The sequence below is a fragment of the Nocardia abscessus NBRC 100374 genome (assembly GCF_000308455.1).
In the GTDB taxonomy this organism is placed as follows: domain Bacteria; phylum Actinomycetota; class Actinomycetes; order Mycobacteriales; family Mycobacteriaceae; genus Nocardia; species Nocardia abscessus.
In genome coordinates, this window is the sequence record NZ_BAFP01000271.1 from 1 (window position 1) to 25,938 (window position 25,938).

General features: G+C 68.7%; 27 protein-coding genes. 18 read left to right on the forward strand and 9 right to left on the reverse strand.

Annotation, left to right across the window (positions count from 1 at the left end; all coding sequences use genetic code 11):
- The first annotated feature begins 130 nt into the window (after window positions 1-130).
- Complete coding sequence (locus ON19_RS35115; protein ID WP_083899859.1) at window positions 131-1,261, forward strand: NAD(P)H-dependent amine dehydrogenase family protein; 1,131 nt, start codon at window positions 131-133, stop codon at window positions 1,259-1,261.
- A gap of 15 nt (window positions 1,262-1,276) precedes the next feature.
- Window positions 1,277-2,476, forward strand: a complete 1,200-nt coding sequence (locus ON19_RS35120; protein ID WP_227954901.1) for an MCE family protein — start codon at window positions 1,277-1,279, stop codon at window positions 2,474-2,476.
- Here the strand turns inward: ON19_RS35120 and aztA are convergent.
- The gene (gene aztA / locus ON19_RS35125; RefSeq protein WP_051169626.1) at window positions 2,473-3,171 is read right to left on the reverse strand and encodes a zinc ABC transporter ATP-binding protein AztA; all 699 of its coding nucleotides are present in this window, start codon (window positions 3,169-3,171) and stop codon (window positions 2,473-2,475) included. The genes ON19_RS35120 and aztA overlap by 4 nt on opposite strands.
- Window positions 3,172-3,229: 58 nt before the next feature.
- On the opposite strand from aztA, the gene aztB reads away from it, so the two are divergent.
- From aztB to ON19_RS35165, 8 genes are all read left to right on the forward strand, one after another.
- Window positions 3,230-5,236 carry a zinc ABC transporter permease AztB gene (aztB, locus tag ON19_RS35130; protein ID WP_043703055.1) on the forward strand — a complete coding sequence of 669 codons (2,007 nt, stop codon included), beginning with the start codon at window positions 3,230-3,232 and terminating at the stop codon, window positions 5,234-5,236.
- Complete coding sequence (aztC, locus tag ON19_RS35135; protein WP_043703057.1) at window positions 5,233-6,150, forward strand: zinc ABC transporter substrate-binding protein AztC; 918 nt, start codon at window positions 5,233-5,235, stop codon at window positions 6,148-6,150. The genes aztB and aztC overlap by 4 nt, the downstream gene beginning before the upstream one ends.
- Before the next feature lie 34 nt (window positions 6,151-6,184).
- Complete coding sequence (aztD, locus tag ON19_RS35140) at window positions 6,185-7,354, forward strand: zinc metallochaperone AztD (RefSeq protein ID WP_051169627.1); 1,170 nt, start codon at window positions 6,185-6,187, stop codon at window positions 7,352-7,354.
- A gap of 82 nt (window positions 7,355-7,436) precedes the next feature.
- A complete protein-coding gene (locus tag ON19_RS35145) occupies window positions 7,437-8,108 on the forward strand; it encodes a hypothetical protein (protein ID WP_051169628.1) in 672 nt (223 codons plus the stop codon).
- Between the two features lie 64 nt (window positions 8,109-8,172).
- Window positions 8,173-10,023, forward strand: coding sequence for a hypothetical protein (locus ON19_RS35150; RefSeq protein WP_051169629.1), 1,851 nt, complete (start codon window positions 8,173-8,175; stop codon window positions 10,021-10,023).
- 189 nt (window positions 10,024-10,212) lie between these two features.
- The gene (locus tag ON19_RS35155) at window positions 10,213-11,337 is read left to right on the forward strand and encodes an amidohydrolase family protein (protein ID WP_051169630.1); all 1,125 of its coding nucleotides are present in this window, start codon (window positions 10,213-10,215) and stop codon (window positions 11,335-11,337) included.
- Between the two features lie 160 nt (window positions 11,338-11,497).
- The gene (locus tag ON19_RS35160; RefSeq protein WP_043703059.1) at window positions 11,498-12,787 is read left to right on the forward strand and encodes a YhgE/Pip domain-containing protein; all 1,290 of its coding nucleotides are present in this window, start codon (window positions 11,498-11,500) and stop codon (window positions 12,785-12,787) included.
- Between the two features lie 7 nt (window positions 12,788-12,794).
- Window positions 12,795-13,691: a cation diffusion facilitator family transporter gene (locus ON19_RS35165; protein WP_043703062.1), complete on the forward strand. Its 897-nt coding sequence runs from the start codon at window positions 12,795-12,797 to the stop codon at window positions 13,689-13,691.
- 20 nt (window positions 13,692-13,711) lie between these two features.
- Here ON19_RS35165 and ON19_RS35170 read toward each other — a convergent pair whose 3' ends face one another.
- Genes ON19_RS35170 through fabG form a run of 4 tightly spaced genes read right to left on the reverse strand, consistent with a single transcriptional unit; the run spans window position 13,712 to window position 17,458 of the window.
- On the reverse strand, window positions 13,712-14,986 hold the full coding sequence (locus ON19_RS35170) for an ABC transporter substrate-binding protein (protein ID WP_043703064.1): 1,275 nt from the start codon (window positions 14,984-14,986) through the stop codon (window positions 13,712-13,714).
- Window positions 14,983-15,804 carry a carbohydrate ABC transporter permease gene (locus ON19_RS35175; protein WP_043703067.1) on the reverse strand — a complete coding sequence of 274 codons (822 nt, stop codon included), beginning with the start codon at window positions 15,802-15,804 and terminating at the stop codon, window positions 14,983-14,985. The genes ON19_RS35170 and ON19_RS35175 overlap by 4 nt, the downstream gene beginning before the upstream one ends.
- On the reverse strand, window positions 15,794-16,660 hold the full coding sequence (locus ON19_RS35180; RefSeq protein WP_043703069.1) for a carbohydrate ABC transporter permease: 867 nt from the start codon (window positions 16,658-16,660) through the stop codon (window positions 15,794-15,796). The genes ON19_RS35175 and ON19_RS35180 overlap by 11 nt, the downstream gene beginning before the upstream one ends.
- Before the next feature lie 45 nt (window positions 16,661-16,705).
- Entirely contained in the window at window positions 16,706-17,458 is a 753-nt protein-coding gene (fabG, locus tag ON19_RS35185; protein WP_043703070.1) for a 3-oxoacyl-ACP reductase FabG, read from the reverse strand.
- A gap of 170 nt (window positions 17,459-17,628) precedes the next feature.
- Here fabG and ON19_RS35190 point away from each other — a divergent pair, with 170 nt between their 5' ends.
- Both ON19_RS35190 and ON19_RS35195 read left to right on the forward strand, forming a co-directional pair.
- Window positions 17,629-18,105 (forward strand): SRPBCC family protein, encoded by a 477-nt coding sequence (locus tag ON19_RS35190; protein ID WP_043703073.1) that lies wholly within the window; start codon window positions 17,629-17,631, stop codon window positions 18,103-18,105.
- A gap of 54 nt (window positions 18,106-18,159) precedes the next feature.
- Complete coding sequence (locus tag ON19_RS35195) at window positions 18,160-18,717, forward strand: TetR/AcrR family transcriptional regulator (protein WP_043703075.1); 558 nt, start codon at window positions 18,160-18,162, stop codon at window positions 18,715-18,717.
- Window positions 18,718-18,733: 16 nt separating this feature from the next.
- Here ON19_RS35195 and ON19_RS35200 read toward each other — a convergent pair whose 3' ends face one another.
- Window positions 18,734-19,291 (reverse strand): hypothetical protein, encoded by a 558-nt coding sequence (locus ON19_RS35200; RefSeq protein WP_043703077.1) that lies wholly within the window; start codon window positions 19,289-19,291, stop codon window positions 18,734-18,736.
- An 825-nt stretch (window positions 19,292-20,116) separates the two neighbouring features.
- Between ON19_RS35200 and ON19_RS35205 the strand changes: the two genes are divergently transcribed.
- Both ON19_RS35205 and ON19_RS35210 read left to right on the forward strand, forming a co-directional pair.
- Window positions 20,117-20,608, forward strand: coding sequence for a hypothetical protein (locus ON19_RS35205; protein WP_086006782.1), 492 nt, complete (start codon window positions 20,117-20,119; stop codon window positions 20,606-20,608).
- Between the two features lie 100 nt (window positions 20,609-20,708).
- Entirely contained in the window at window positions 20,709-21,950 is a 1,242-nt protein-coding gene (locus ON19_RS35210) for a PepSY-associated TM helix domain-containing protein (protein WP_051169631.1), read from the forward strand.
- Window positions 21,951-21,971: 21 nt separating this feature from the next.
- On the opposite strand, the gene ON19_RS45150 is transcribed toward ON19_RS35210, so the two are convergent.
- Entirely contained in the window at window positions 21,972-22,208 is a 237-nt protein-coding gene (locus ON19_RS45150; RefSeq protein ID WP_174377762.1) for a hypothetical protein, read from the reverse strand.
- A gap of 139 nt (window positions 22,209-22,347) precedes the next feature.
- On the opposite strand from ON19_RS45150, the gene ON19_RS35220 reads away from it, so the two are divergent.
- Together ON19_RS35220 and ON19_RS35225 are read left to right on the forward strand one after the other, a co-directional pair.
- A complete protein-coding gene (locus ON19_RS35220) occupies window positions 22,348-22,866 on the forward strand; it encodes an AAA family ATPase (protein ID WP_043703083.1) in 519 nt (172 codons plus the stop codon).
- 131 nt (window positions 22,867-22,997) lie between these two features.
- Entirely contained in the window at window positions 22,998-23,198 is a 201-nt protein-coding gene (locus ON19_RS35225; protein ID WP_043703085.1) for a hypothetical protein, read from the forward strand.
- Window positions 23,199-23,291: 93 nt separating this feature from the next.
- Here ON19_RS35225 and ON19_RS35230 read toward each other — a convergent pair whose 3' ends face one another.
- Window positions 23,292-24,275, reverse strand: a complete 984-nt coding sequence (locus ON19_RS35230; RefSeq protein WP_043703087.1) for a hypothetical protein — start codon at window positions 24,273-24,275, stop codon at window positions 23,292-23,294.
- Between the two features lie 211 nt (window positions 24,276-24,486).
- On the opposite strand from ON19_RS35230, the gene ON19_RS35235 reads away from it, so the two are divergent.
- Entirely contained in the window at window positions 24,487-24,909 is a 423-nt protein-coding gene (locus tag ON19_RS35235; RefSeq protein ID WP_157230013.1) for a hypothetical protein, read from the forward strand.
- A gap of 97 nt (window positions 24,910-25,006) precedes the next feature.
- Here ON19_RS35235 and ON19_RS35240 read toward each other — a convergent pair whose 3' ends face one another.
- The gene (locus tag ON19_RS35240) at window positions 25,007-25,663 is read right to left on the reverse strand and encodes a hypothetical protein (protein WP_043703091.1); all 657 of its coding nucleotides are present in this window, start codon (window positions 25,661-25,663) and stop codon (window positions 25,007-25,009) included.
- Window positions 25,664-25,680: 17 nt separating this feature from the next.
- On the opposite strand from ON19_RS35240, the gene ON19_RS35245 reads away from it, so the two are divergent.
- On the forward strand, window positions 25,681-25,932 hold the full coding sequence (locus ON19_RS35245) for a hypothetical protein (RefSeq protein ID WP_174377763.1): 252 nt from the start codon (window positions 25,681-25,683) through the stop codon (window positions 25,930-25,932).
- Window positions 25,933-25,938: the final 6 nt, after the last annotated feature.

Below are 25,938 nucleotides of genomic sequence, written 5' to 3' on the forward strand. Positions count from 1 at the left end.
GCCGGATACAAAGTGCCCAAGCAGATCTGGATCGCGGACGCCGTCGTGCGGGCGCCGAGCGGCAAACCCGACTACCGGTGGGCCAAGCAGTACGTCACCGGCCGGGGACCCGACCACAAGGTGGACTGACGTGATCCGGGTGATCCAATGGGCGACCGGCGGGGTCGGCCGAGCCGCCATCGAGGGCATTCTCGACCATCCCGAGCTGGAACTGGCCGGAGCGTGGGTGCACAGCGCCGACAAGGACGGCAGGGATCTGGGTGAACTCGTCGGCCGCCCGCCGATCGGAGTGCGCGCGACGACCGACGCCGACCGCCTGCTGGCCATGCAGGCCGACTGCGTGCTCTACAGCCCCTTCATGGCCGATACCGAGACCGTGCGCGCGATCCTGCGCTCCGGCAAGAACATCGTCACACCCCTGGGCTGGTTCCATCCGCGCCGCGCGGAGCGGCAGCGGTACGACGAGCTGTGCCGTGCGGCCGGAGTCACATTGCACGGCACGGGAATACATCCCGGCGGTATCACCGAGAAGATCCCGCTGGTGGTGTCCGCGCTGTCGGGCGCGATCACCGAAGTCCGGGCCGAGGAGTTCTCCGACATCCGCACCTACGGCGCGCCCGAGGTGGTCCGGGACTGGATGCTGTTCGGCGCCACGCCGGAACAGGCCGCCACCAGTGTGATGGCGAACGTCCTCGCGGGCGGCTACGGCCAGTCGGTGTGGATGATCGCCGACGCGCTGGGCATCGCACTCGACGACCAGTTGCGGGTGACGCACGAGGTGGCGGTGGCCACCGCGCCGATCGACTCACCGATCGGTCCGATCGCCCCCGGCCGCGTCGCCGCGCAACGCTTCCGCTGGCAGGGAACCGTGCGGGGCACGCCGGTGATCACGGCTGCGGTGAACTGGTTCATGGGTGCGGAAAACCTCGATCCGCCATGGACCTTCGGTCCGGCGGGCGAACGATACGAGGTGGAGATCGTCGGTGATCCCGGGGCGAGGGTGACGTTCACCGGCATGCACGCGCACAGCGCCGCCGCCGGTCTGGTCCGCAACCCCGGCATCGTCGCCACGGCCATGCACTGCGTGAACTCGATTCCCTACGTCGTCGCCGCCGAACCTGGTGTACGGACCTATCTCGACCTGCCGCTCGTCGCGGGTCGCGCCGCCGCCTCGCTGCGCGGGACCGGCGGCGGCCCCGTGGCCGATGCTTCGCTTGCCGGAGTCGATCCCGACGCCGCGCGCCGCACTCCGCCACGCTGATCGGATTGCACGACGATGAATTTCGGCAGGCAGACCATGGTGGTCACGTGGCGGATATTTCGGTTGAAGATCGCCGGGGCGGCGCTGATCCTGATCGTCACCGCGGTCGTCGTGGTCGCCGTCGCGATGTATGCCGGACGGTTTCACTCGACGGTGACCGTCACCGTCGAGGCGCCCCGCTCGGGCCTGGTCCTCGATCCCGATGCCAAGGTCCGGATGCGGGGCGTCGAAATCGGCAGGGTCAGCGCGGTGGAGTCCCGGGCCGACCGGGCGCGCTTGCGTCTGGCGCTCGATCCCGAACTACTGGAGCTGGTGCCCGCCAACGCGACCGTCGATATCCGCTCCACCACCGTATTCGGCGCCAAATACGTGAATTTCGTTGTGCCCGGCGTCCCTTCGCCGACGCCCATGCGCCCCGGCGCGACGATCCGCGCGGACTCGGTCACCGTCGAATACAACACGCTGTTCCAGCGCATGAGCGAGATCCTGGCCGAGATCGAACCGGCCGAGCTCAACGCCACCCTGGCCGCGCTCGGCACGGCGCTGCAGGGCCGCGGCGACCGGCTGGGCGATCTCCTCGCCCGTTCCGACGACTATCTGCGGCAGATCAATCCGAGCCTGCCCGCGCTGCGGCGGGATCTGTCGTCGGCCGGTCAGGTCACCGGGCTGTATGCCGACACCGCTCCCGATCTGTTGCGCACGGCAGGCAACGCCACCGTGACCGGCGGGACGGTCGCGCAGGGTGCCGCGGACCTGGATGCCGTGCTGCTCAACCTCATCGGCTTGGCCGACACGACCCGGTCGGCGCTCACGGAGAACGAGCCGGGGCTCACCGCGGTGCTGGAGACCCTGCGGCCCACGAGTTCGCTGCTCGACACGTACTCACCCGTGCTGTACTGCGTGGTCGTCGGCATCGCGAATGCGCTTCCCGCGGCCGAGGCGATCATCGGAGGAAACGCGCCCGGAGCGATCTTCAACGCGAGTTTCATGTACGGCGCGCAGCCCTACGAATATCCCGACGACCTGCCGAAGGTGAACGCGACCGGCGGCCCGCGCTGCGCCGGAATCCTCGACCGGATCCCTGGTGAGCACGCCGACTACGTAGTCACTGATACCAACGAGGGAACGCCTTTCACGCCGTCCACCGCGGTCATCCTCAACGCTCCCAAAATCTTTCAGATCCTTTTCGCGGGCCTGCCCGGGGTGCCGCGCTAGTCGACCGTGGCTTTCTGCGGTTCGGTGCTGGGGTAGCCGAGGACGGTGCGCGGATCACCCTGGCCGGTGACGCGGCCGTCGTGCAACAGCAGGCAGTGGTCGGCGCGCAGGGCGTCTTCGTGGCGGTGGGTGGCGTGGACGACTGTCACGCCTTGCGCCCCGACGCTGCGGATGGCGTCGGTGATCTCCTGCTGCGCGGCCGCGTCCAGTCCGGTGGTCGGTTCATCGAGCAGGAGTAGGTCCGACTCCTGCGCGAGCGCCTGGGCCAGCAGGGCGCGCTGACGCTGACCGCCGGAGAGCGTGCCGAGCCTGCGGTCGGCCAGGTCGGCGATCGCCATCCGGTCCAGGCACGCGAGCACGACGGCGTGATCCTGCCGGGTGAGACGCCGCCATGCTCCGCGATGTGCCCAGCGTCCCATCGCGACGGTCTCGCGGACGGTGATCGGCAGAGTCGCGGGGACGCCGCTGTGCTGCACGACGAATGCCGGTCGCCGGAGATGCTCCCGGCGAACGGTTCCCGCCGTGGGCGTGATGACGCCGGCGAGAACACCGAGCAGGGTGGACTTGCCGGATCCGTTGGGCCCGACGAGCGCGGTCACCTGTCCGCCTGGGATCGCCGCGGTGACCTCGTGCAGGACCGGATGGCCCCGGTAACCGGCCGTCACCTCGGCGACATGGACAGCTGGCGGCGACATGGCGAGCTCCGATCACCTCGTTGAAATGAAAACCGTTATCATTGTAGAGTGCTGCTCCATGGAGTGGTTGGCCCCGTTCGAGGTGTCGTTCGTGCAGCGGGCGCTGTGGGGCGGGCTGCTCGTGTCGTGCTTGTGCGCCCTGGCGGGGACCTGGGTGGTGCTGCGCGGCATGGCTTTCCTCAGCGACGCGATGGCGCACGGCATGCTGCCCGGCGTGGCGATCGCCGCGCTGCTCGGCGGCAACCTGTTGCTGGGCGCGGCGTTCAGCGCAGCGGCGATGGCGGTCGGCGTCTCGGTGCTCGGCCGAGGCACCAGGTTCGCCGCGGACACCGGCATCGGGTTGCTGTTCGTCGGGATGCTCTCGGCGGGCGTGATCATCGTGTCCCGTTCGCCCTCGTTCGCGGTCGACCTGACCGGCTTCCTCTTCGGTGACGTGCTCGCCGTGGGGGAGCGCGACCTGTGGTATCTGGCAGCGGCCGCGGTCATCGCCGCCGTGGTCTCCGTGCTGGGTTATCGGGCGTTCGTCGCGCTCACCTTCGACCCGCGCAAGGCGCACACCCTCGGATTGCGGCCGCGCGTGGCGAACGTGGCGCTGATCGGTCTGGTCACCCTCGCGATCGTCGCGTCGTTCCATATCGTCGGTACGCTGCTGGTTTTCGGTCTGCTCATCGCGCCGCCCGCGGCGGCTGTCTACTGGGTGCATCGCATCCCGGCGATCATGCTCACCGCCGCGGCGCTGGGTGCGGTGGCCACCGTTGCCGGGCTGCTGATCTCGTGGCACGCGCGCACCGCCGCGGGGGCGACCATCGCGGCGACCGCCGTCGGCCTGTTCTTCGTCTCGGCGCTGACGGCCTGGCTGCGCGAACGGGTCCGCTCCTTTCGCGTGACTCCGCAACCGCTGGCACTACTGCTGGTCCTCGCCGCGATCACGCCCTTGATCGGTTGCGGAACAGACGAATCCGGCTCGCCGGCGGCACCGACGCCACACGGGTACGTGGCGGGTGCGGAGGAGGCCGACGAGGCGCAGCCGCGTCTCGTCGTGGCCGACAACGCAACCGGCGCCGTGCGGGTGATCGATCTCGTCACCGAGAAGGTCACCGACCTCGGCGGGGTGGCGGGCGTCGACCGTGTGCGCACCGACGGGCGCTTCGCGTTCTTGTCGGCCGGCGGGCGGGTGCGGGTCGTCGACGCGGGCGCTTGGACGGTCGACCACGGCGATCACGTGCACTACTACCGGGCACCCGCCCGTGAGCTGGGCACGTTCGACGGCGGTCCGGTGACGGGCGCGCACGGCGACAGCGTTCTCACGGCAGTGACTTTCGAATCGGGCGCCACCGCGCTGCTGGACCGGTCCGCGCTCGGCGCCGGGTCACTGCGCCGGGACGACGTGATCGCCGACGCGGCCGCCGTGCCGTACGCCGAGCACCTGCTCGTGGCCGTACCCGCCCGCGCGCAGGTCGAAGTCCGCACGCGCGACGGCGCACCGGCCGCGGTCGTCGCCGAGCGGTGTCCCGATCCGCGCGGCTCGGCGGTGACCCGACGTGGCGTCGTCTTCGGTTGCGCCGACGGAGCCTTGGTGGTGACGGCACGCGACGCGGTGTTCACCGGCGAGAAGATCCCCTATCCACCCGGAACCGCCGAGTCCGACCGCGCGACCGAATTCTTCCACCGCCCCGGCAGCACGACGCTGGCGGCGAAGGCAGGTCGGCGCGGCGTCTGGGTGCTCGATGCCCGGCGCAAGACCTGGACGCCGGTGGACACCGGCCCGGTGATCGCGGCGAACACGGCGGGAGAGGGCTCCGCGCTGCTGACCCTCACCGCGGACGGTCTCCTGCACAGCTACGACGCCGCGTCCGGCCACGAGTCCGCCGCAGCGCGGCCGCTCGTCGCGCCGGTGCTCGACGGCGCGCCCGCGCCGGTGATCCTGGTCGACGAACACCGCGCCTACATCAACGACCCCGTGGCTCGGCTGATCCACGAGATCGACTACACGGACAACTTGCGCGTCGCACGAACGTTCACCCTCGACATCACCCCGGCCGCCATGGTGGAGACGGGCCGATGAGACTCGCCGCTCGTCTGTGCGCGCTGATCGGTGCCGCGCTGCTCGCACTGACCGCATGCTCGACCTCCGGCGCGGACCGCGCCGGAATCATCGTCACCACCAACATTCTCGGTGATCTCACCCGCGCCGTCACCGGTGACACGGTCGAGGTCACCGTCCTCATGCCGGCGGACGCGGATCCGCACTTCTTCGCGATCTCCGCTCAGCAGGCGGCCCAGCTCGAACGCGCGAGCCTGATCGTCTACAACGGCCTCGGCCTCGAGCAGAGCGTGCTCCACAACGTCGAGGCGGCCGAGGCGTCCGGAGTGGCCGGCGTATCCGTCGGTGCGGCGATCGATCCGATCAGCTACTCGGCGCAGGACGCGAACGGGAAGCCCGATCCGCACTTCTGGACCGATCCGCGCCGTGTGCGCAGAGCGGTGGAGGTCATCCGCGACCGGGTGATCGAGCACGTCGACGGCGTCGACGCCGCGGCCATCCGAGCCCGGGCCGAGGACTACCTGGCCGAACTCGATCGGCTCGACCGCTGGATGACCGAGCGGTTCGCGACGATCCCGGCCGAGCGGCGCAAGTTGGTCACCAACCATCACGTCTTCGGTTATCTGGCACAGCGTTTCGGTTTCGAGGTGGTCGGCGCCGTGATACCGGGTGGAACCACGCTCGCGTCACCGAGCCCGTCGGATCTCGCCGCGCTCGCCGGAACGATCCGCGCCGCCGGGGTGGGCGCGATCTTCGCCGATTCCGCGCAACCCGACAAATTGACCCGCGTGCTCGCCGACCAGGTCGGTGTGCACGTCCAGGTGATTCCCCTGTACTCGGAATCGCTCACCGAACCGGGCGGTGGCGCGGGCACCTACCTGGAGATGATGCGGGCCAACACCGAGTCGATCGTGCGCGGCCTCGCCGCCCCTTAGCGCCCAATCAGCAGAACGAAAGACGGAGTCACCCATGCCTGTTCGGTCACGAACCACGAAATCGGCTGCCCTGGCCGGCTTGCTGACCGCAGTACTCACCGTCGCCGGGTGCGGCGCCGACACCTCCGCGGAGCAGGACACCCGGCGCGAACGGATCGCCGACCCCGTCGCAGTCACCCACGACGGCGGAATCTACGTGCTGGACGGCGCCACCCTCGACCTCGCCGAGACGGTCGGTCTGGACGGCTTCAACCGGCTCAACCCCGCGGGCGACGACCGGCACCTGATCGTCTCGACCAAAGAGGGCTTCCGCGTCTTCGACGCCACCGCAGCCGAATTCACCGGCACCGACTTCCCCGGCCCCGAGCCGGGACACGTGGTGCGCCATGCCGGGCGCACCGTCCTGTTCAGCGACGGCACCGGCGAAGTCCTCGCGTTCGACACCGCCGATCTCGCCGACGGCAAGCCGAAGACGTCGACCTACCGCGCGGCCGCCGCGCACCACGGCGTCGCGATCGAACTGACCAACGGCGACCTCGTGGTCACGCTCGGCACCGCGGACAAGCGCACCGGAATCGTGGTGCTGGACCGCAACCGCACCGAGAAGGCGCGCAACGAGGACTGCCCCGGCGTGCACGGTGAGGCGACCGCCGCGGGCGAGGCCGTCGTGATCGGGTGCCAGAACGGCGTGCTCGTCTACCGCGACGGCAGGATCACCAAGGTGACCAGTCCGACCGCGTACGGCCGGATCGGCAACCAGGCAGGCAGCGACGCCTCGCCTGTCGTCCTCGGTGACTACAAGCAGGACGAGGACGCCGAACTCGAACGCCCACAGCAGGTCTCGCTGATCGACACGGTCACCGGCACATTGCGACTGGTCGACCTGGGCACCAGCTACACCTTCCGCTCGCTGGCCCGTGGCCCGCAGGGCGAAGCCCTCGTCCTCGGCACCGACGGCCGCATCCACGTGATCGATCCCGTCGCGGGGGCGGTCGTCCGCACGATCCCGGTCATCGGCTCCTGGCAGGAGCCGCTGGAATGGCAGAAGCCGCGACCCGCGCTGTTCGTCCGCGGCGGCACCGCCTACGTGTCCGACCCCGCCACCAAGCAGATCCACCGCATCGAGCTGGCGAGCGGAGCGAAGACGGCGACCGTCACCCTGCCGGGCACACCGAACGAGGTGAGCGGTGCCGTCGGTCACTGACTCGGGTCTCTCCCGGCACACCGGGCCCGCCACGGTGTTCGCGCCCACGGGAAATCGTTCCGTGGCAGGCTAAGTTGGCGGGATGGCGCTGCGACACGAGCCGGACGTCTCCAAGGCCGATTGGTTCACCGAGCGTCGCGATCCCTGGACGCAACTGTGCTCCATGGGACCGAGCGGGTTCGCGCGGTACGCCCGGCTGTTCCATCCTGCCGACCCCGGCGACGATCCGTCTGACACCGGCACCCTGCAAGATCGCGCGGGCGACCTCGACTCAGCGGTGCTGAAGCAGCTGTCGGGCATTCTCGCCGGGCACACCGAGACGCCCGACGACTGCTACTTCGGACTCTGGGACGGCTTCGGCGACATCTACGGCGGCTCGTCGGTCATCGTGGCGTTCAGCGTGGAGGAGTCCACGGATCTCGCGGCAGCGCCCACTGTCGCGCCTGCCTTCCCGCCGGAAGTGATCGATGGCGCGCGGCTGCGGATTCCCGCCCGGGACTACTTGCTGTTTCGCGGGCCGCTCAGCGAGGCGGGGCAGTGGGGCGCCGCGGACCTGCTGCCGGGGTGGTCACGGCAGATCAACAGCCCGAATTTGATCTGGCCGGCCGACCGGGCGTGGTTCGTCGCGACCGAGATCGACCTGCCGTGGACCGGCATCGCGGGCACCGCCGCGCTGATCGAGGAATTGCGGGCCGACGCGTCATTGGACGTCGAGGAGATCCAGCCGTCGAGCTCCCCGCCGTATTGGCGGTAGCGGACATTGCCCGTAGTCGCGAAGGGACGAATTCCCGGCCCGACCGACGCTACGGTGGGATGACATGGACACTGCTGTGCTCACCCTTCCGGAGTCCGCACGCGCCCCGCGGTCCGGGGCGTCGGCGCGGGACCGGTTGCGGAGGATCGCGAACGCGCAGCCGGTAGTCGTCGCCGCCTGCTGCGTGGTCGTGGTGCAGCTGGCGATTCGGTGGTGGGTAGCGGGCAGCGGGTACTTCTACTGGGACGATTTCATCCTGGTCGGCCGAGCGGCTCGATTCGGTCTGTGGTCCACCGACCTGCTGCTGTACGACCACGACGGACACTTCATGCCGCTGGCCTTCGTCACGGCCTGGGCGGTGACCGCCGTGGCCCCGCTGACCTGGGCCGGTCCGGTGGTGGTGCTGCTGGTCATGCAGCTCGGCGCGTCGGTGGCGGTGGTGCGGATGCTGCTGTTGCTGGTGGGCCCACGCTGGTCGATCCTGCCCCCACTGGTCTTCTACCTGTTCTGCCCCTTGACGATTCCGGCGTTCGCCTGGTGGGCCGCCGCTCTGAACGCACTGCCGCTGCAGTTCGCCCTCGCCTGGGTGATCGGTGACGCGGTGCTGCTGGTGCGGACCGGCAAGCGCCGATACGCGCTGTCCGGGGTAGCGGTGCTCGCGGTGGCGCTGCTGTTCTTCGAGAAGTCGGCGATCGTGCCGTTCGTCGCCTTCGCCGTCACGGCGCTGGTCTGCCACGTCGACGGCAGCGCGGCCGCGATCCGAGTGGTGGCGCGGCGGGGCGCGGCCCTGTGGATCGGTTCGGGCGCGGTGCTGGCCTGCTGGTCGATCGGATATCTCGTGGTCGTCGACGATCCCGCCCTGCCGAGCAGTGCGGACGAACTGCGCGACCTGCTGCCCGGCGCGGCTTCGCTGGGGATCGTGCCCGCTTTGTTCGGCGGGCCCTGGGTGTGGGAGCGGTGGTTGCCGTCGACGCCATGGGCCGACCCCCCGGGATGGGCGGTGGTGGCGGCCTGGATCGCACTGGCCCTGGTGGTGGCGCTGTCGATGCGCGCCCGGCAGCGGATCGGGGCGGTCTGGCTGACGGCCGCGGCCTATGTCCTGATCGCGCAGCTGGCCGTGGCACTGGCGCGGGGCGGGCCGAACACCGCGGGCGAGCTCATGCAGTCGCTGCGCTACTTCGCCGACATGGCCGTGGTGGTGGCCGCCGCGGGTGCGCTGATGCTGCGTGCCCGCCCCCGGCCGTCGCGTGGCCCGATGCTCGCGGCGCTTCCCGGCCGGCCTGTGACGGTCGCGGTAACGGTGGCTTTCCTGGTGAGCAGTTTGTGGTCCACGCGGACGTTCGTGCAATCGTGGCGTGTCGGTCCCACCGAAACCTATGTCACGAACGTGAAATCGGCGCTGCGCGCGTGGGACGGCGCTCCCCTGCTCGAGCAGGAGGTGCCATGGAATGTCTTGAATCCTTTGGCGTATCCCCAGAATCTCACCAGAAACGCGCTGGCACCCGTGGCCGCTCCCGGCACGTTCGGAGACTCGACACCTCACCTGCGCATGATCACCGACGAGGGGCAAATCGTCGAAGCGGCGGTCTGGTGGAACCGGATCATCCTCCCCGGACCGGAGCCCGGCTGTGGGCACCGGATACAGGGCAGCACTCCGGCCCGCCTGCCCCTCGATGGCCCGATGCTCGGGAACAAATGGACGGCACAGCTCAACTACCTCGCCAGTCGCGATGGTCGGATAAGCGTTGCCATGGAACAAGGTGAGACCGTGTCGGCGCCGGTCCGCAAGGGGCCCAACACCGTGTTCGTTCGCGTCGTAGGCAGCGGTTCGGCACTTCGAATCGCTTCCGAGACAACAGGTCTCGATCTCTGCATCGGTGTCGGCCCGGTCGGCGTCGCATCGTACGACAACTGAGCGGCGGCCGGTTTCTCGGCGTAATCGGCCGATCTCGTAGTCGACCAGCCGCCCCGGGCGCTGCCTTGTGCTGACGGGCGGTAGCTGGGTACCCCAACCCCGGCCCTGACTATTTCGTCATTTCCTCTTGACGATGGTTTCATCGTAACTGATGATTTCATCGACAATCGTGGCAGCGTGAGGACTTTGATGACCGATTTCCGATCCCGCAGCAAAATGAACAGGCGTCGTGCCCTGGGCGGCGTCTTCGCCGGAACGCTCGGCCTCGCCGCGACGGCGGCGGTCGCTCGGGCGACCCCGGTGCGCACCCGGCAGCCCGCGCCCTCGGGCGCCTACCGGATCGACCTGCACGCGCACTTCCTCCCGCCGGACTACCGCGCGGCGCTACTCGACCATGGTCACGCCACCATCGGGGGATACCCGACGCCGGAGTGGTCGCCGGAACAGGCACTGGCGTTCATGGACTACTACGGGATCCAAGCGCAGGCATTGTCGGTGTCCGACCCCGGCGTGTCGTTCCTGCGCGGTAAGGAAGCCATCGACATGGCCCGCTACTGCAACACCTATGCCGCAGGGCTGTTCAGGACGCACGCCCAACGATTCGGCGCCTTCGCGGTGCTGCCGATGCCCGATATTCCCGCTTCCATCGCGGAGGCTGTCTACGCGCTGGACGAACTGCACCTCGACGGTGTGGTCCTGCTGTCCGCCTACGACGGGGTCTACCTCGGCGATCCGCGTTTCGAGCCCCTGATGATCGCGCTGAATCAGCGCAACGCCTACGTCTTCGTGCACCCGGCCGCCATCCCCGCCGACGCCAAACCGCAGCTGCCGCTGCCGGACTTCCTGGAGGAATTCACCTTCGACACCACCCGCGCGGCGACCTTCATGATGGCCACCGGCTCGACGCAGCGCTACCCGAACATCCGCTTCCAGCTGGCCCACGCGGGCGGCACCCTGCCCTTCGTGTCCCACCGCGTCAGCGTGGCCTCGCAAACGGTGCTCGGCGAGCTCTGGCCCGATGATCTGCCCCGGCCGTCGATACTCGACACGCAACGCCAGATCGCGAATTTCTACTACGACACCGCGCTGAGCGGCTCGGTCGCGGCGATGGCGAGTGTGCTGGCCGTCAGCACGCGCGAGCACGTCGTCTTCGGTTCCGACTGGCCGTTCAGCGCGCTCACCCTCCCGCAGACCGGCACGCACGATCCGGCTCCCGGGCTAGGCGACATCTTCGACGCCGAACAGCGGATGGAGGTCGAACGGATCAACCCGCTGCGACAGCTTCCCAGGCTGGCCGCAGCGGTCGGCGCCTGACCGGCTGGTTCCGATCCACCAGCGGCCGCGGCCTTGTCTTCCAGCGGAACTCGCCAACCGCGATCCCGCCCCTGACGGCCGCGCAGCAGCAAAGATAGCTCAGAGTTCGCCGAACGCGTCCGCGTCACCGTCGAGCAGTCACCGAGAGGAGCCGGTCCCCATGGCAGGCAAGCCCACGCGTGTTCGTACCTGGACCCGACCCGTCGTGGTCGTCACCCTGCTCATGGCGTTGCTGTCGGTGATGTACCTGGGTTACGTCGTCAACCCCGAGAAGAATCTGCACGACCTGCCACTGGCTGTCGTGAATCAGGACGTCGGTGACACGCTGGGCGGACAGCCGGCCAATGTCGGCGACCAGATCACCGAAGCGCTCACCGCGAACGTCCCGGCCGACAAAGTCGACCTGCGCGTTCTCGGCGTCCCCGAAGCGCAGCGACTGTTGCGTGACGGCAAGATCTACGGCGCGATCGTCATCCCGAGCGATTTCACGAAGCGGCTCGCTATCCTCGGCGCCGCGAGCGTGGTGTCCGGGAAGGTCGAGCGGCCGGTGATCACCATCGAAACTAACCCGCGCACCGGAACCTATGCCACGCAGATCACGCTTCGGATCGCCGAACAGGCGCTGGAGAAGGTCGACGCCTCCGTCGGGAAGCAGCTCACCGACACCGTCGACGCCCAGCTCCGGTCCTCCGGTACGGCCCCGCCGCCGCTGTCCGGCGCCAGTCAGTTGCTGCTGGCCGATCCCATCGACGTGGTGATCGCGCCGTACCGGCCGCTGCCCGAAGGCACCGGCGGCGGGCTGTCGGCCTTCTTCTACACCCTGCTGATCCTGCTGGCCGGATTCACCGGCGCCATGATCATCCACACCATGGTGGACGCCTCGCTCGGATTCACCCCCACCGAGTACGGGCCGTGGTACGTGCACTACCCGCCCACCCCGATCTCCCGGGTGCGGACGCTGCTGCTCAAATGGGGCGTTCTCGCCGTCGTCGCGCCGATCGTGTCCGCCGTGTTCCTGGCGGTCGCGACGGCGTTGGACATGCCCATCGACCGGGCCCTGCTGTTGTTCCTCTACAGCACGTTCGCCATCCTCGCCGTCGGCGTCACCGCGCTGTCGATACTGGCCGCGTTCGGCGCCGTGGGCATGCTGGTGAACCTGATCCTGTTCATCGTCCTCGGGCTGCCCTCGGCCGGCGGAACGGTGCCGATCGAAGCGACACCCACGTACTTCGCCTGGCTGTCCACCTTCGAGCCGATGCACCAGGTCTTCCTCGGCATCCGTGCCATCCTCTATTTCGAAGCCAGGGGCGCGGCGGGCCTGGAACGCGGCATCTGGATGGCGTTGCTCGGACTCGTCATCGGCCTGTGCTTCGGTGCGGCGGTGACGATCTTCTACGACCGAAAAGGGCTGGCGCGCACCGCGGACCGCGGTCGCGGCACCGAGACGTAGTCCGGCCGTGCGCGCGCTTCTCTTCTCGCTGTGGGCCTCGGTGTGCTTCGTCGTACTGTCCCTGGTGTGGGGAATCGCGGCGGGCTCGCAGATGATCGTCTTCGACGGGCTCTATTCGCTGGTCAGCATCGGGCTCTCGGCCCTGGCCATCATGGCGCACCGAACCGCCGCGAAGGGTGCCGACTCGATCTATCCGTGGGGCCGGGAGACGTGGGAGCCGGTCGCGATCGTCGTGAAGTCGACCGCGCTCGGCGGGCTGTGCCTGTACGGATCGGTGAACGCCGTGCGGGAGATCGTGCACGGTGGCCGCGCGGTGTCGGCCGGTTCGGCGCTCACCTATGCGGCGATCGCGTCGCTGGGCGGCATCGCCGTCGCGGTGGTGCTGCTGCGGGCCGCTCGCTCCGATACGGGCCTGGTGCGCGCGGAAGCGGCGGAATGGGTAGGCGATGCGGCGCTGAGCCTGGTCACCCTGGGCGGATTCCTGATCGCTGTGATCCTGAACGCGACCGGCCACGACTACGCCGCGCGGTTCGTTGACCCGAGCCTGGTGATCGTGGTGTCGGTGATCTACCTGTGGGTTCCGGTCGGACTGTTCCGGGCCGCGCTCCGGGAGATCCTGACGATGGCCGCCGCGGAGCCGGTCGGCTCGGCTGTCGCGGAGGTCGGTGAAGAGCTTCGCGCGGCGCACGGATTCGACGAATTCTTCGTGCGGGCCTCCAAAGTCGGGAGCAGGCTCGATGTCGAACTGGCCTTCGTCGTCGGTCCGAGCACGCCACGGCGCGACGTCGACTTCTTCGACGAGGTGCGCGCGCAGATCCAACGGCGTCTGCACACCCTGGGATATCGCCATTCGACATCCGTGCTGTTCACCGCCCAGCGGCAGTGGGTGGACTGGTCCCACTGATCGTCGCGCCGCATCCTCGCTCAGTTCTGGGCGGCGGCCGACTCGGCTGCGGAGCGCGCGCGCGACAGCGCTTCCGGCACCGGTATCCGGCCGAGATACATTTCGGCGAAGATCGGTTCGACCGCTCGGAGCGCTGCGGGGAAGCCCGGCCCGCCACCGGGGGAGATGCGCGGGCCGCGCAGCACGTCGAAGAAGGGGGCGACGTCTACTCCCTTCCCGCCCCAATAGTCGCGATAGCGCTGCTGTTCGGAGACGACGGCCGGAATGGCGGCGCCGTCCTCGGCCAGGTAGCGATTGCCCGCGCCGCTGCCGAGCCAGGCCAGGACCCGGCGCACCGCGTCCGGATGCCGGGTGGCGGCGCTCGCGGCGACGCCGATCGCGTTGTTCGTGCTCACCCGTCCGTCCGGGCCCTCGGGCAGGAGCGCGACGCCCCACGGGAACCGGGCCTGCTCGGAGATTTGCGTGAGATTGAACGTGCCCGACTGCAACAGCGCGAGTTTTCCTTGCAGGAAGGCATTCTTCGCGAAGTCGGGATTGGTATTGGTGTCCGCGGGCGAGGGCGTGAGCCCATCGGCGATCAACCGCACCAGATAATCGAACGCCGCGACGCCCTGCGGGCTGTCGAAGACGAAGCGGTCGTGGTCGTCCTGGAATCGCGCTCCCGCCGAGCCCAGATACGGCAGCTCGATGGACTGGAAGTCGTGGCCCGCGTTGTACGCCCACGCGGTGACCGCCGCCAGCCTGTGCAGCAGCGGGCGTAAGCCGTCGTCGCCGTTCGGGCTCCATCGCAGCGCGGCCAGCTCGGCGGGATCCACGTGCGCGGCCGCGAGCAATTCCCGGTTGTAGTACACCGCCGTGCCCGCGTCGACGAATTGCGGTACCGCCCAGAGCCTTTCGTCACGCGTGTACTGCGCTACCGACGACGGGTCCCAGGACCGCGCGGCCTCCGGACCGAGCGCCGCCCCGATGTCGAGCAACCGCCCGGCATCGGCGTAGTCCTCGTACAGGTTGGTCCAGAACAGGTCGTCGGCGGTCCCGCCCGCCACGTCCAAACGCAGCTTCTGCTGATAGGACGACCACGGCACCACCGTGATCCGCACGTCGAGGTCGGGATTCGCCCGCTCGAACTCCGCGAGCGAGGCACGGTAGCGGGGCACGAAGCTCTCGTCCCAGATCCGCAACCCCACCACGGTGCGGCCGCCACCGTCACCGCCGCGGCCCAGCCACAAGACGGCGCCCACCAGCAGCGCCGCGGCGAGCGCGAGCGCGAGCAGAACGCGGGTCGAGGTTCTCATTTGACTCCCGTCCACGCGATCGAGCGCAGCACCTGCCGCTGGAAGACCACGAACAGCACCACCAGCGGCGCGATGGCCAGCGTCGTGGCCGCCATCACCAGGGTCCACTGCGCGTTGTACCGGGTTTGCAGATTCGCCGTGGCCACGGTGAGCACCTGCCACGAGCGCCCACTGCTGGCGACCAGCGGCCACATGAAGTTGTTCCACTGCGAGACGATCGTGATGAGCGTCAGCGTCGCCAGCACCGGCCTGCTCATCGGTACCATCACGTGCACGATGATGTCGAGGGTGTTCGCGCCGTCGAGCCGCGCCGCACCGATCAGCTCCTGTGGAATAGCGCGAAAGTACTGGCGCAGCAAGAAGATCGCGTACGGCGAGCCGAACACGAACGGCAGTACCAGTGCCCAGAAGGTGTTGAGCAGCTCCAGTTGCGCGAACATCAGATACAGCGGGATCAACGTCACGATGGGCGGCACCATCATGGTGGCCAGATACACCCAGAACAGCGCATCGCGGCCCGGGAACTCGGTGCGGGCGAACGCATACGCCGCCGCCACCGAGGTGACCAACTGGCCGCCGGTGACGAAGACCGTCATCAGCGCGGTCACCAGCACCGCCCGCCCGAACCCGTAGTCCAGGACGGTCCGGAAGTTGTCCGTGGTGGCCGGATTCGGCAGGGCCAGCGGCGATCCGGCGGCGAACTGGTCGGGCGTCTTCACTGCGGTGACCGCGCTGAGCAGCAGCGGCACGACGGTCAGCAGCGCTCCGGCCGAGACCACCGCGTAGGCCGCCGCCGAACGCAGACGTTCAGAGCTCATAGGTGGTCCGATCCCGGAAGTAGCGGTGCTGCGCCACGGTGATCGCGAACATCACCGCGAACACCACGAGCGCCATAACGGCGGCGCGCCCCGGCCGAGCCGCGTCGAACGCCTCGGCGAAGATCCGCATCGCGACCACGTCCGTGCGATCACCCGGCCCGCCCTTGGTCAGCGCGTACACGGTGTCGAAGGTCTGGAACGCGGTGAGCACGCCCGTGACGAGCACGAAGAACATGGTCGGACGCAGCAGCGGCAGGATCAGCCAGCGGATCCGGCGCCAGCCGGTCGCCCCGTCCAGCGCTCCCGCGTCGAGGATCTCACTCGGTATCGCGCGGATCCCGGCCACGAAGAACAGCGCCACGTACCCGAAGTTCGCCCACACGCTCACCGCGGCCACCGACGGCAGCGCCAGCGCCGGATCCGACAGCCATTCGACGCGCCGGCCGAGCACGGCGTTGACGGCGCCCCCGGTGGGCGCGAACATCCACTGCCACACCACGCCCACCGCCACCGGCGCGCACATCCACGGCAGCGCGTACAGCACCCGCAGACTCGTCGCACCGCGCCGCCTCGCCAGCAGAGCGGCGACCGTGAAGCCCAGCACGGTCTGCGCGGGGACCACGATCGCGGTCAATGCCAGCGTCACCAGCAGGGCATGGCCGAACGCGGCGTCACCCAGTACCGAGCGCCAGTTGCCCAGTCCCACGAATCGCATGGGACCCAACAGGTTCCAGCTGTGCAGACTGAGCCATGCCACCACCAGGATCGGCAGCACCAGGAACACTCCGACACCGATCAGGCTCGGCAGCAGAAGAACATAGCTCGTCACGGTACGACGAGCCGCACGCCGGTTCATGTGCTGCGACGTTACCGCCGCCGCACGACGGGCGGGGCGGCGGCGTCAGTCGGTCGGACCGCCCGCCACGTAGATCACCTGGCCGGAGACGAAACCCGCGCCCTCGCTCACCAGGAACGAGGCGGTATGCGCGATGTCCTCGGGAGTGCCGACGCGCTGCACCGGAATCTGCGCGGCGGCCGCTTTCTGGAAGTCCTCGAACGAGACGCCGACGCGGTCGGCGGTGGCGGCGGTCATGTCGGTGACGATGAAGCCGGGGGCGATGGCGTTGGCCGTGACGCCGAACTTGCCCAGTTCGAACGCCAGGGTCTTGGTGAAGCCTTGCATGCCCGCCTTGGCCGCCGAGTAGTTGGCCTGGCCGCGATTGCCGAGCGCCGAGGTGCTGGACAAGTTGACCACCCGTCCCCACTTCTGCTCCACCATGTACTTCTGCACCGCGCGGGTGAGCAGGAACGCTCCGCGCAGGTGCACGTTCAGCACCGCGTCCCAGTCCTCGACGGTCATCTTGAACAGCAGGTTGTCGCGCAGGATGCCCGCGTTGTTCACCACGACGGTCGGCGCGCCCAGTTCGGTTTCCAGCTGCCGGACGGCGGCGGCCACCGACTCCTCGTCCGACACGTCGGCGCCGAGTGCGACGGCCTGGCCGCCCGCCTCGGTGATCGCGCCGACGGTGCCCGCGCAGGCGGCCGCGTCGAGGTCGAGCACGCCGACCCGGAGCCCGTCCGCGGCCAATCGCTCGGCGATCGCCGCACCGATCCCTCGTGCGGCGCCGGACACTATTGCAACTCGCTCGCCCATGAGCGCATCCCTTCGTCGGTCGGATGTCGAGTCAGTCATACCGCACCGCCTCCGCCGTGGTGGCGGCGGCGACCCCACCGGCGGGCACTGTGCTCGCATCGGCGCCGGAATTACCGCAAGTCTCGAGCAGAAGGCTTGCTCAGCTGAACACCCGATGCTTCGATCGGCACGTGACCGACCAGAACGAGGTTCCCCGTATCGTCAGCGCCAGCCGCGAGATCAGCGCGGGTCCGGCGGAGATCTTCGAACTCATCGCCGATCCCGCCGAGCAGCCGCGGTGGGACGGCAACGACAACTTGGCCGTGGCCGCGACGGGCCAGCGGGTGCGGGCAGCCGGTGCGGTCTTCAGCACCACCCTGACCAACGGAGCCGTACGCGACAACCACGTGGTCGAGTTCGCCGAGGGCAGCCGTATCGCATGGCGCCCGTCCGAACCCGGCAAAGAGCCGCCCGGCCACCTCTGGCGCTGGGAGCTGGAGCCGGTGGGCGAAGGGCGCACCCGGGTGACCCACACCTACGACTGGACGACGCTCACCGACGAGAAGCGCCAGGTCCGCGCCCGCGCGACCACGGCGGACAAACTGTCGGCATCCATCGACCGTCTCGCCGAACTCGCGCAACAGCGGGCGGGTGCGGCGCAGGAATAAATGGGCGTTCGGCGTGCCGCGGCCGGTACATCCAGGTCCGGTAACCTTGCCCGAATGACCTCGCCACGCCGTGCGAACAGGGGGCCGAAGGCGGCGGCCGGCAATCGGGCAGCCCTGATCCAGGCGGCGCGGGAGGTCTTCGCGGACAGCGGTTTCGACGCGCCGTTCAGCTCCATCGCACGGGCCGCCGGGGTGGGCCAGGGTGTGCTCTATCGGCACTTCCCGACGCGGGAGAGCATCGCGCTCGCCGTGTTCGAGGAGAACATCGAGGGCATGGAGGCGCTGGCGGCCGACCCCGCGGTCACCGTCGACGATCTGCTGGCGATCATGGTCGACCAGATCACCACCTCGGCGGCGTTCATCGCGATGATCCATCCGACCGACACCGACGACATGCGCCTGTTCGAGGTGGCGCGACGGCTGATCACCCTCATCGCGGAAAAGCTCGAGGATCCGAGTCAGCGCGGCACGATCAGTGCGGATATCACCACCGCGGACGTCGTCATGGCGCTGGCGATGCTGGCGGCCATCCTGTCCAAGACCGACGCGCAGTCGAAAAAGGAGACCGCCCGGCAGGCGTGGGCCTTGCTGGACCGCGCTCTGCGCGGCTGAGGGCGCGGCGGCGCGTTCAGGGCGAGCGGTCGATGGACGTCAGCGCGTCGGCGACGCGTTCGAAGGAACGGATCACGTGCAGCAGCCCATTGGCGAATTCCCGTTGCGCGAAGTCTATTCCGGTTTCGGCCGACCAGCGCGCGAGCAACCGGTGTACCGTGGCCTCGGCGCCGCGGGTGCGCAATCGCACCGCAGCGGCGTGGGCCTGTCGCTGTAGCGAATCATCCACGGCGACAATGCCTTCGGTGGTATGAGTGGCGGAGTCACTGATGATGTCGACCAGTTCGACGAGCTCGTCGGCGAGCCCGATCAGATCATGGATCTGCGCGATCTCGGCGGTGATCGCCATGTGGTCGATGCAGCAGCGCAGCAGGACGCCGAGATGGCGCAGGTGTCCGGGCAGCGGGCGGATCGGTGTGCCCAGTGGCGTCAGGTCCGCCAGGCGGTGCCGGATGCTGAACGGGTCGGCCGGGGGAGCGCCGAACTCGGCGAGAACGATGGCGCCCGCGCGGAGATCGAACGCCGTCGCGGTGAGCGGGTCGTCCGGATCGGCACGACTGGTGGATGTGAGCATCCGTCTCCTGATGATCGTCGCCGAGACGCCGACTTGCCCATGCCGCCCCCCTCGGTCGCAGGTGGAATCGTCGCGCGGCAATCGCTCGGAGAGATTGCCACAGTATTGCCGACAGGTATGGTCCAGTCCTGTTGAGATTCCGGACAGCATTGTCCGGTAGGGAACAGTTTGAACGATGCGCGCAGTGTCGTCAAGCTGTCGCCGATGGTGCGTTCCGCAAGCACGGGCGGGTGCGCGTCGAACGCGCAGACGCCGGAAAATGCTGTTGTAGTGAGGTTCTAGGGAAGCGTACCGGGCAGTGCGGCGCGTGCGCCGGGCGATCTGATTCGCGAGGCACCACTCTTCTGTGTCTGTCGCGATCGGGGAACGGGCGTTGGCGCTGCGGCGAGAAGCCGTGGCGGTAGGTGAATCGAACGGTTTGACCAGTAAGTTGCTGCGTGAGTGAGATAGGTCACAATACAGCTCGCTCGAAGCGCTCTCGCAGGCTCGCCGCCCGCCTTAGTGTGTGTGCGGCAGAACCATCCGGCGAGGGGTGCGGCGATCCGCCCTCAACCGTCGTCCCGCTCTCCGGATCCTTCGCTGGTTCGGCATGCGGCCGCCCACGGGCCGCCCGACTCGCTGATCCGCTATGGCCGGCACGATGGCTGGTACCCATCGGAGTTGGTGTCCGCGGCCGGACCTATCGATACCTTCATTGGTGATAGCGGGATGGGAACCATGGCTGTACGATCCGTCGATTCCGTTGACCGAGGCGCTCCAGGACTGCGCTCCGTCGCCGGCTGGCGAGCTCAGGCTCGCCGGTGCCCACATCGATACCGCTTGGCGGTGGCCGCACCCGACGTCGCGGACGTCGTGCGCTACGCGGGCGGGTGGCTCTTCGATCGAACCATCGCGGGATGGGAGGTCACGGTGCTGGTGGCCGGTCACCCGGATACCCGCCCGCTGCGCATCCTCGGCGCGACGGTGCTCGACCTCGAGCAGTTCATGGCCGCGCCGGTGGGTGAGACGTGGCCGCACGCCATCGCCGTCGCATCCGAGATGTATCGGTGCGACAGCCGAGTTCGCGACGGCGTACTCGACTGCCTCGATCGCGGGCTCATCGAGGTGACGATGTGGGGAGAGGGCCTTCCCGCCGAACTCGACCATCGGGTCGAGGCGGTCCAGCATCGGGTCAGCCTGGCCGGGCGCGCCTTCAAAGCGCGAGCGCTGCAGGCTGCCGGGCTCGCGACCGACGTGGTCGCCCACACCGAGGCGTTCCGGGCAGGGGAGTCGCCGATGTACCGGAGATACGGCGTCGACCTGGTGCCCGCGGGGTGACCGGGAAGCGGGGGCGGGTCAGGGGAATTCGCTCTCCTTGACCGTCGGAGCTCGCTCTGCCCACTCCGGGGAAGGCGCTTCTTCAAGTTAGCCTACCCTTATGAACGCGACCGCGGTGGTGCCCGAGCCTGGCAAGCGGATCGTCCGAGCGCGGAAGCGTGCTCGAAAACCCGCGCGGCGCATGCTGATCTCGATACACCGCTGGTCGGCGTTGATTCTCGGCTCGGTCCTCGTCGTCCAGTCGACTTCCGGCGCGATCCTGCTGTATCACGCCGAACTGTTCCGAGCCCAGCACGCCTCGTTCTATCGGCACACGGACGCGCCGCCGGTGGTCGACACCGAGCGTGCCGTCGCGCTGGTCCGGGCGGCCGATCCCGGTTTCGACGCAGGCTGGGTCGGCCGGGACGGCGGCGTGATCGTGGTCGGGAACACGACGTTCACCGCCGCGTACTCCGTCGATCCGGGCACCGGACGGATCAACGAGCGGGTGAACCTGACCGACGGCGTACTCGGCTGGCTGATCAACCTGCACGACTGCGCGTTCGGCTGTCTGCGCTACTCCGGTGCGCTGCCGATCCTGGAGAACCAGGCTCCGATCATCGGCATCACGTGGGCGGCGTCGATTCTCTGCGCGCTCGGCCTGCTGCTGATATCGCTCGCGGTATCCGGTGCGATCATCTGGTGGCCGTCGATCGAACGGCTGCGCAACGGGTTCCGGGTCCGGTTGCGGAAGGGCCGATTCGCTCGGGACCGCGACCTGCACAGCGTCCTCGGCGTTCTCGCCGTGCCGCTCCTGCTGATGTGGGGGATCACCGGAATCACCATGGAGTGGCCCGCCGCTGCGCGGGCATGGCTCGTCGCCACCGGCGGCAACACGAACCTCGAACGCACCGAGAAGTATTTCGTACCGCGTTCGGACGGCGCCGGCCGGGCGCCGATCACCATCGGCGAGGCCGGCGCGATCGCGCAGCGGGCCGCTCCCGGCCGGCTCGCTTATCTTCTGCTGCCCACGGATTCCGCCCCCTACTACCGAGCCTCCGTCGCCGGCGCCTATTCACCTCGCGAGCACCGCCTCTTCTACAGCGGTGACGTCTTGGTGTACGTGAACACCTACGACGGCTCCGACATCAAGGTGGTCGACGCGAGTCACGGCAGACCGCTGGCGAACACCTTCTACGCCAAAGTCTTCGAGCCCGCGCACTTCGGCTGGATGGTGAACGGATGGTGGCGACTGGTGTGGCTGGCCTTCGGCCTGACTCCGCTCGCGCTCGCGCTCACCGGCTTGTCGACCTGGCTGTTCCGCCGCCGAACCAAAAACCGCCGCCACCGCGCGACCACCTAGCCGAACGGACTTCCCGATGGGTCAGGAAGGGAAGTGGACCACCTGGCGGGAGAAGATCGAGTCGGGCTGCACGAGGTGATTCGCCGCTGCGACGACCCCGACCCTGGTGTCCAGATCCGCGGGCCCGTACTCGTCCTCGCACATCGATCGGAGCGTATCGCCCGCCACGCTGCGGCGGCGGTTCAGGCCGGGCACACGGCCGACGATCTGATCGTCGAACACGCCACGATGCGAATCCAGGCCGAAATCGATTGGCACGAGAAAGTACTCGCCGACATCGACAAACTCGACACGCCGCCCTCGTGAGCCACCGTGCCGGGCGCCTTCGGGCCTGATCGTGGCCGCGGACAGATCACGCGACTACCTTCCAGGAACGTGACCGGTGAAGTGATCATCCCTGACCGGCCCGCCCGGGGCGGGTAAGACGACTGTGGCCGAACTGCTCGCCTCCGAAGCGAGTTCCCCGGCGGTCCACCTGACAACCGACCAGTTCTATCGCTCGATTCGCAGCGGATTCGTCCTGCCGTTCCTGCCCGCGGCGCACCGGCAGAACGAAGTGGTCATCGATGCGATCGTCGCCACCGTCACCACGTTCGCACGCGGCGGCTACGACGTCGTGGTCGACGGGATCGTCGGACCGTGGTTCCTGCCGCCGTTCCGTGCCGCCGCGGACCGCGACGGCCTGACGTTGTCTTACGTGGTCCTCAGGCCCGACCTGGACACCACGTTGTCGCGCGCGAGGCAGCGCGCCGAACACGAACTGAAGGATGTCGAGGCGATCACCGGCCTGTACGCCGCGTTCGAGCGCCTTGCCGACCTCGAGGACCACGCGATCGACACCGGGCAGCTCGACGCCGTCCAGACGGCCGCCGAAGTCCGGCGCCTCCTCGCTTCGGGCGAATACCGATTGCGCTGAAACCGGGAGACGAATCTTTGCGATCTTGTGAAGAAGCTTCCGGGCTGATTCACGCCCCATGCGGCGGGTAGCACGAAGACGTGGCGCACAGAGCCACAGTCGGTTTCATCCGCTACCGAAAGGAGCAAGTGATGGCAGACAAGAACAACCCCGGGCAGTTCGGTAACCGTTCGGACACCGAGGAACAGGCGCGCCGCGGCGGCCAGGCCAGCACAGGAAGCTTCGGCTCCAGCCACTCCGCCGACCCGAGCGCGGCCGGGCGTAAGGGCGCGCAAGCCCAGCCCACTGAAGCGAAGGCGCGTGGCGGCCAGCACAGCCACAGCGGTCGCTGACACCGATCGAACGCGGGCCGGGCGGTATCGACCGCCCGGCCCGTTGGTGTGCCGGAACGTTTCCGCTGGGTTCCGCCAGATCCGGTGAAGGGCCTACACCCAAGGGGCTACGGGGTACCACGGAATGATGTCGCGCATCGCCAGCAGCCGAACGTCCCAATAGAGGAAGGTGAAGACGCCGACGATGAGCAGTGCGGTGGCACTGAGGACGCTCACCCGGCGCGGATCGGCTTGGAACCAGCGTTGCAGGCGGCCACCGACGAGGACGGTGAGGATCAGCAGGGTGGCGAGAATCAGGATGTTGCCGAGGGACTGCAAGACGAAGGCGCCTGCGGCGTACAGGGGATTGCCCTCTTCGGCGACATCGCGAAACAACTTGCGGAACAACGGGAACGGGCGTCCGATCAGGAATGCGCCGATCAGGCCGCCGAAGAAGACCAGGGGTGCGTTGGGAAAGCGGGCGGCGATGCGGGCGAACGGGTCGCGCACGAGGCCCAGGACCGCGAGGCCGAGGTAGATCATGATCAGCCCGATCACGCCGAACACCACCATGGATTGGACGAGGCGCGCCGGTAGCAGACCGGGTTGGCTGGGCGCGGTGCCGAATTGCGGCATATCGGTGCCGAAGATGCCGACGACAACGCCGTAAGCGGCCGACACCACGACCATTCCGGCCGCCATCCACAGCAGCGGCCGCAGCACCGCCCGCATTCGGCTCCACCAGCCGCCCGCGCCGCCCGCGAGCGGAGCCACCGCACCGAACACGGCGATATTGCACGCGGTGAAGGTACCGGCCAGGCCGGAGACGAGCCCGAAGACGACGCCTGCGCCGATGCCGGTGATCGCGGTCTCCTCCGCGTCGTGCCCGAGCAGCCCGTCGGCCACCGTGCCGCCGATCGCGCTGTCCACGAACGACGCCGACCACACCACGGTCAGCGCGAATCCCCCGAGCACGCCGAGCAGCAGGACCAGTCGGCGCCGTCGTGGAAAGTGCCCGTTGACGAACACGCTGGTCGCCGTGCGATGTCCGGGTGTGGGGGAGGAGGTTGCGGTGGAGGGGGACTCGAGCTGGGTCATCGGGTTCTCCTATCGGCCACTGGCCCGCGACGAAACGCCGGGCGCCTCGATTGTCGGATATCTGTGACCGGCAGTTCTGGGGAATGGCCGACAACAACACCTGCACTTGCGCCGGTGCGGCGGCATCTCCGTGGGGTGCCCTGGGCGACCGGCCACCAATTCCGCGGAGTCGCCTGTGGACTCGACCACCGCGTGAGGAAAGATGGTGACCATGATCGCATCTCGAGTGTTTCGTTCGTCGTGGCGTACCGTGCCCGCGGTGCTCGCTGTCGTCGCTTTCGCGGCCGGAGGCGTCGCGACCGCACAGGCCGCGCCCGGCATTCCGTCGGTGCCGGGCACTGTGCATCGCCTGCAGATCAACCCCGGTCAGAACACCGCCGAGGCCAGCGGCAATGTCGGCCAGGGCAAGTCCGACAGCTACTCCATCGCCACCGCTCCGGGGCAGCGCCTGAGCTTCGACGTCACCTCCGCGAACGGCAACGCCCGCGTCTCGGTGGCCCCGCTGATCGGGCCGCAGGTCGCCGCCGAGGTTCCGCATGCCGATCTCGTCGCCGACGGCAACGACTACCAGGTCGTCGTCTCTTCCGCGGACGGCGCGGCGGCAGGTTATGTGCTGACCGTCACCGCCGCCTGACGTTTCCCGTTCGTCTCGGCGACAACCAGGAACACCCCGGCCTCCCGCCGGTCTGATCGTTCGTACCGGAACCCTCCAGACCGGCGGGAGCCCTGGCTCAGGCGTTCGTGCGGGGCGGTGTTCGGACGGCTATCTCGCCGGTCAGTTCGTAATCGCCGGACAGCCGCAGGCCGTCTCCGCTCCAGAACCGGCCGGGGTCGTACCAGTCCGGGCTCCGGTGTTGCGGCAGCAGTCCCATCGCTTGGTATGTCGCGGCGACGATTTCGGCGCAGTAGGCGTTCTCCGCCTCTCGGGCAGTGGACCGACGCGACTTGCGGCGCGGCAGGCGCGCGCGCCCGCGTAGCCAGCGCGCCGCCAGACCGGCGGTGGAGGGGAACGGGGTGCCGTCGAGCCGGGCGATGGTGCGCAGCACGCTGTCCTCCATCTCCCGAGTGGCGGCAGGATCCAACTGGCGCAACCAGGCCTGCTGACCGTAGCGGTGCGCCCACACCAGCACGGCATCGCGCAGGTTGTGCAACTGGACGCCACGATGCGCGTTTCCCGACCACATGTCGGGCAGGGATCGCCCGAGCTCCGCGTGCCAGATCAACGCGGGCAGATCGTCGATCACGACCGACATCCCGACATGGTTCACCGGACTGTTCGTCGTCATCCGGATCACCCGGTCGGCTGTCGAATGGCCTCGGAAAAGCCAGATGTCACCCGTCCTGGTGACCTCGACCGCTCGGTCGAGATCGATGCCCGCACCCGTCATGGTCGTAGCCTATGCGTATGAGGTGGTGGAAGGCGTTGGGATTGGCGGGTGCGGCCGGTGTGGTCGCCACCGGTGTCGTGGTGGTGCGCGCCGAGCGCCGCCGCCGCGCCTATACCCCGGACCAGGTCCGGGAACAACTGCACGTGCGATTCGCCCAGGCGACGTCGGCCCAGGAAACCGTCGAAACCACCGCGGAACCGCGGGCGCTCGCCGGTATCGGCCGGTACATCCGACGATTGTTCCGCCGCCGACCCGCGCAGCGGCAGTGAACACAG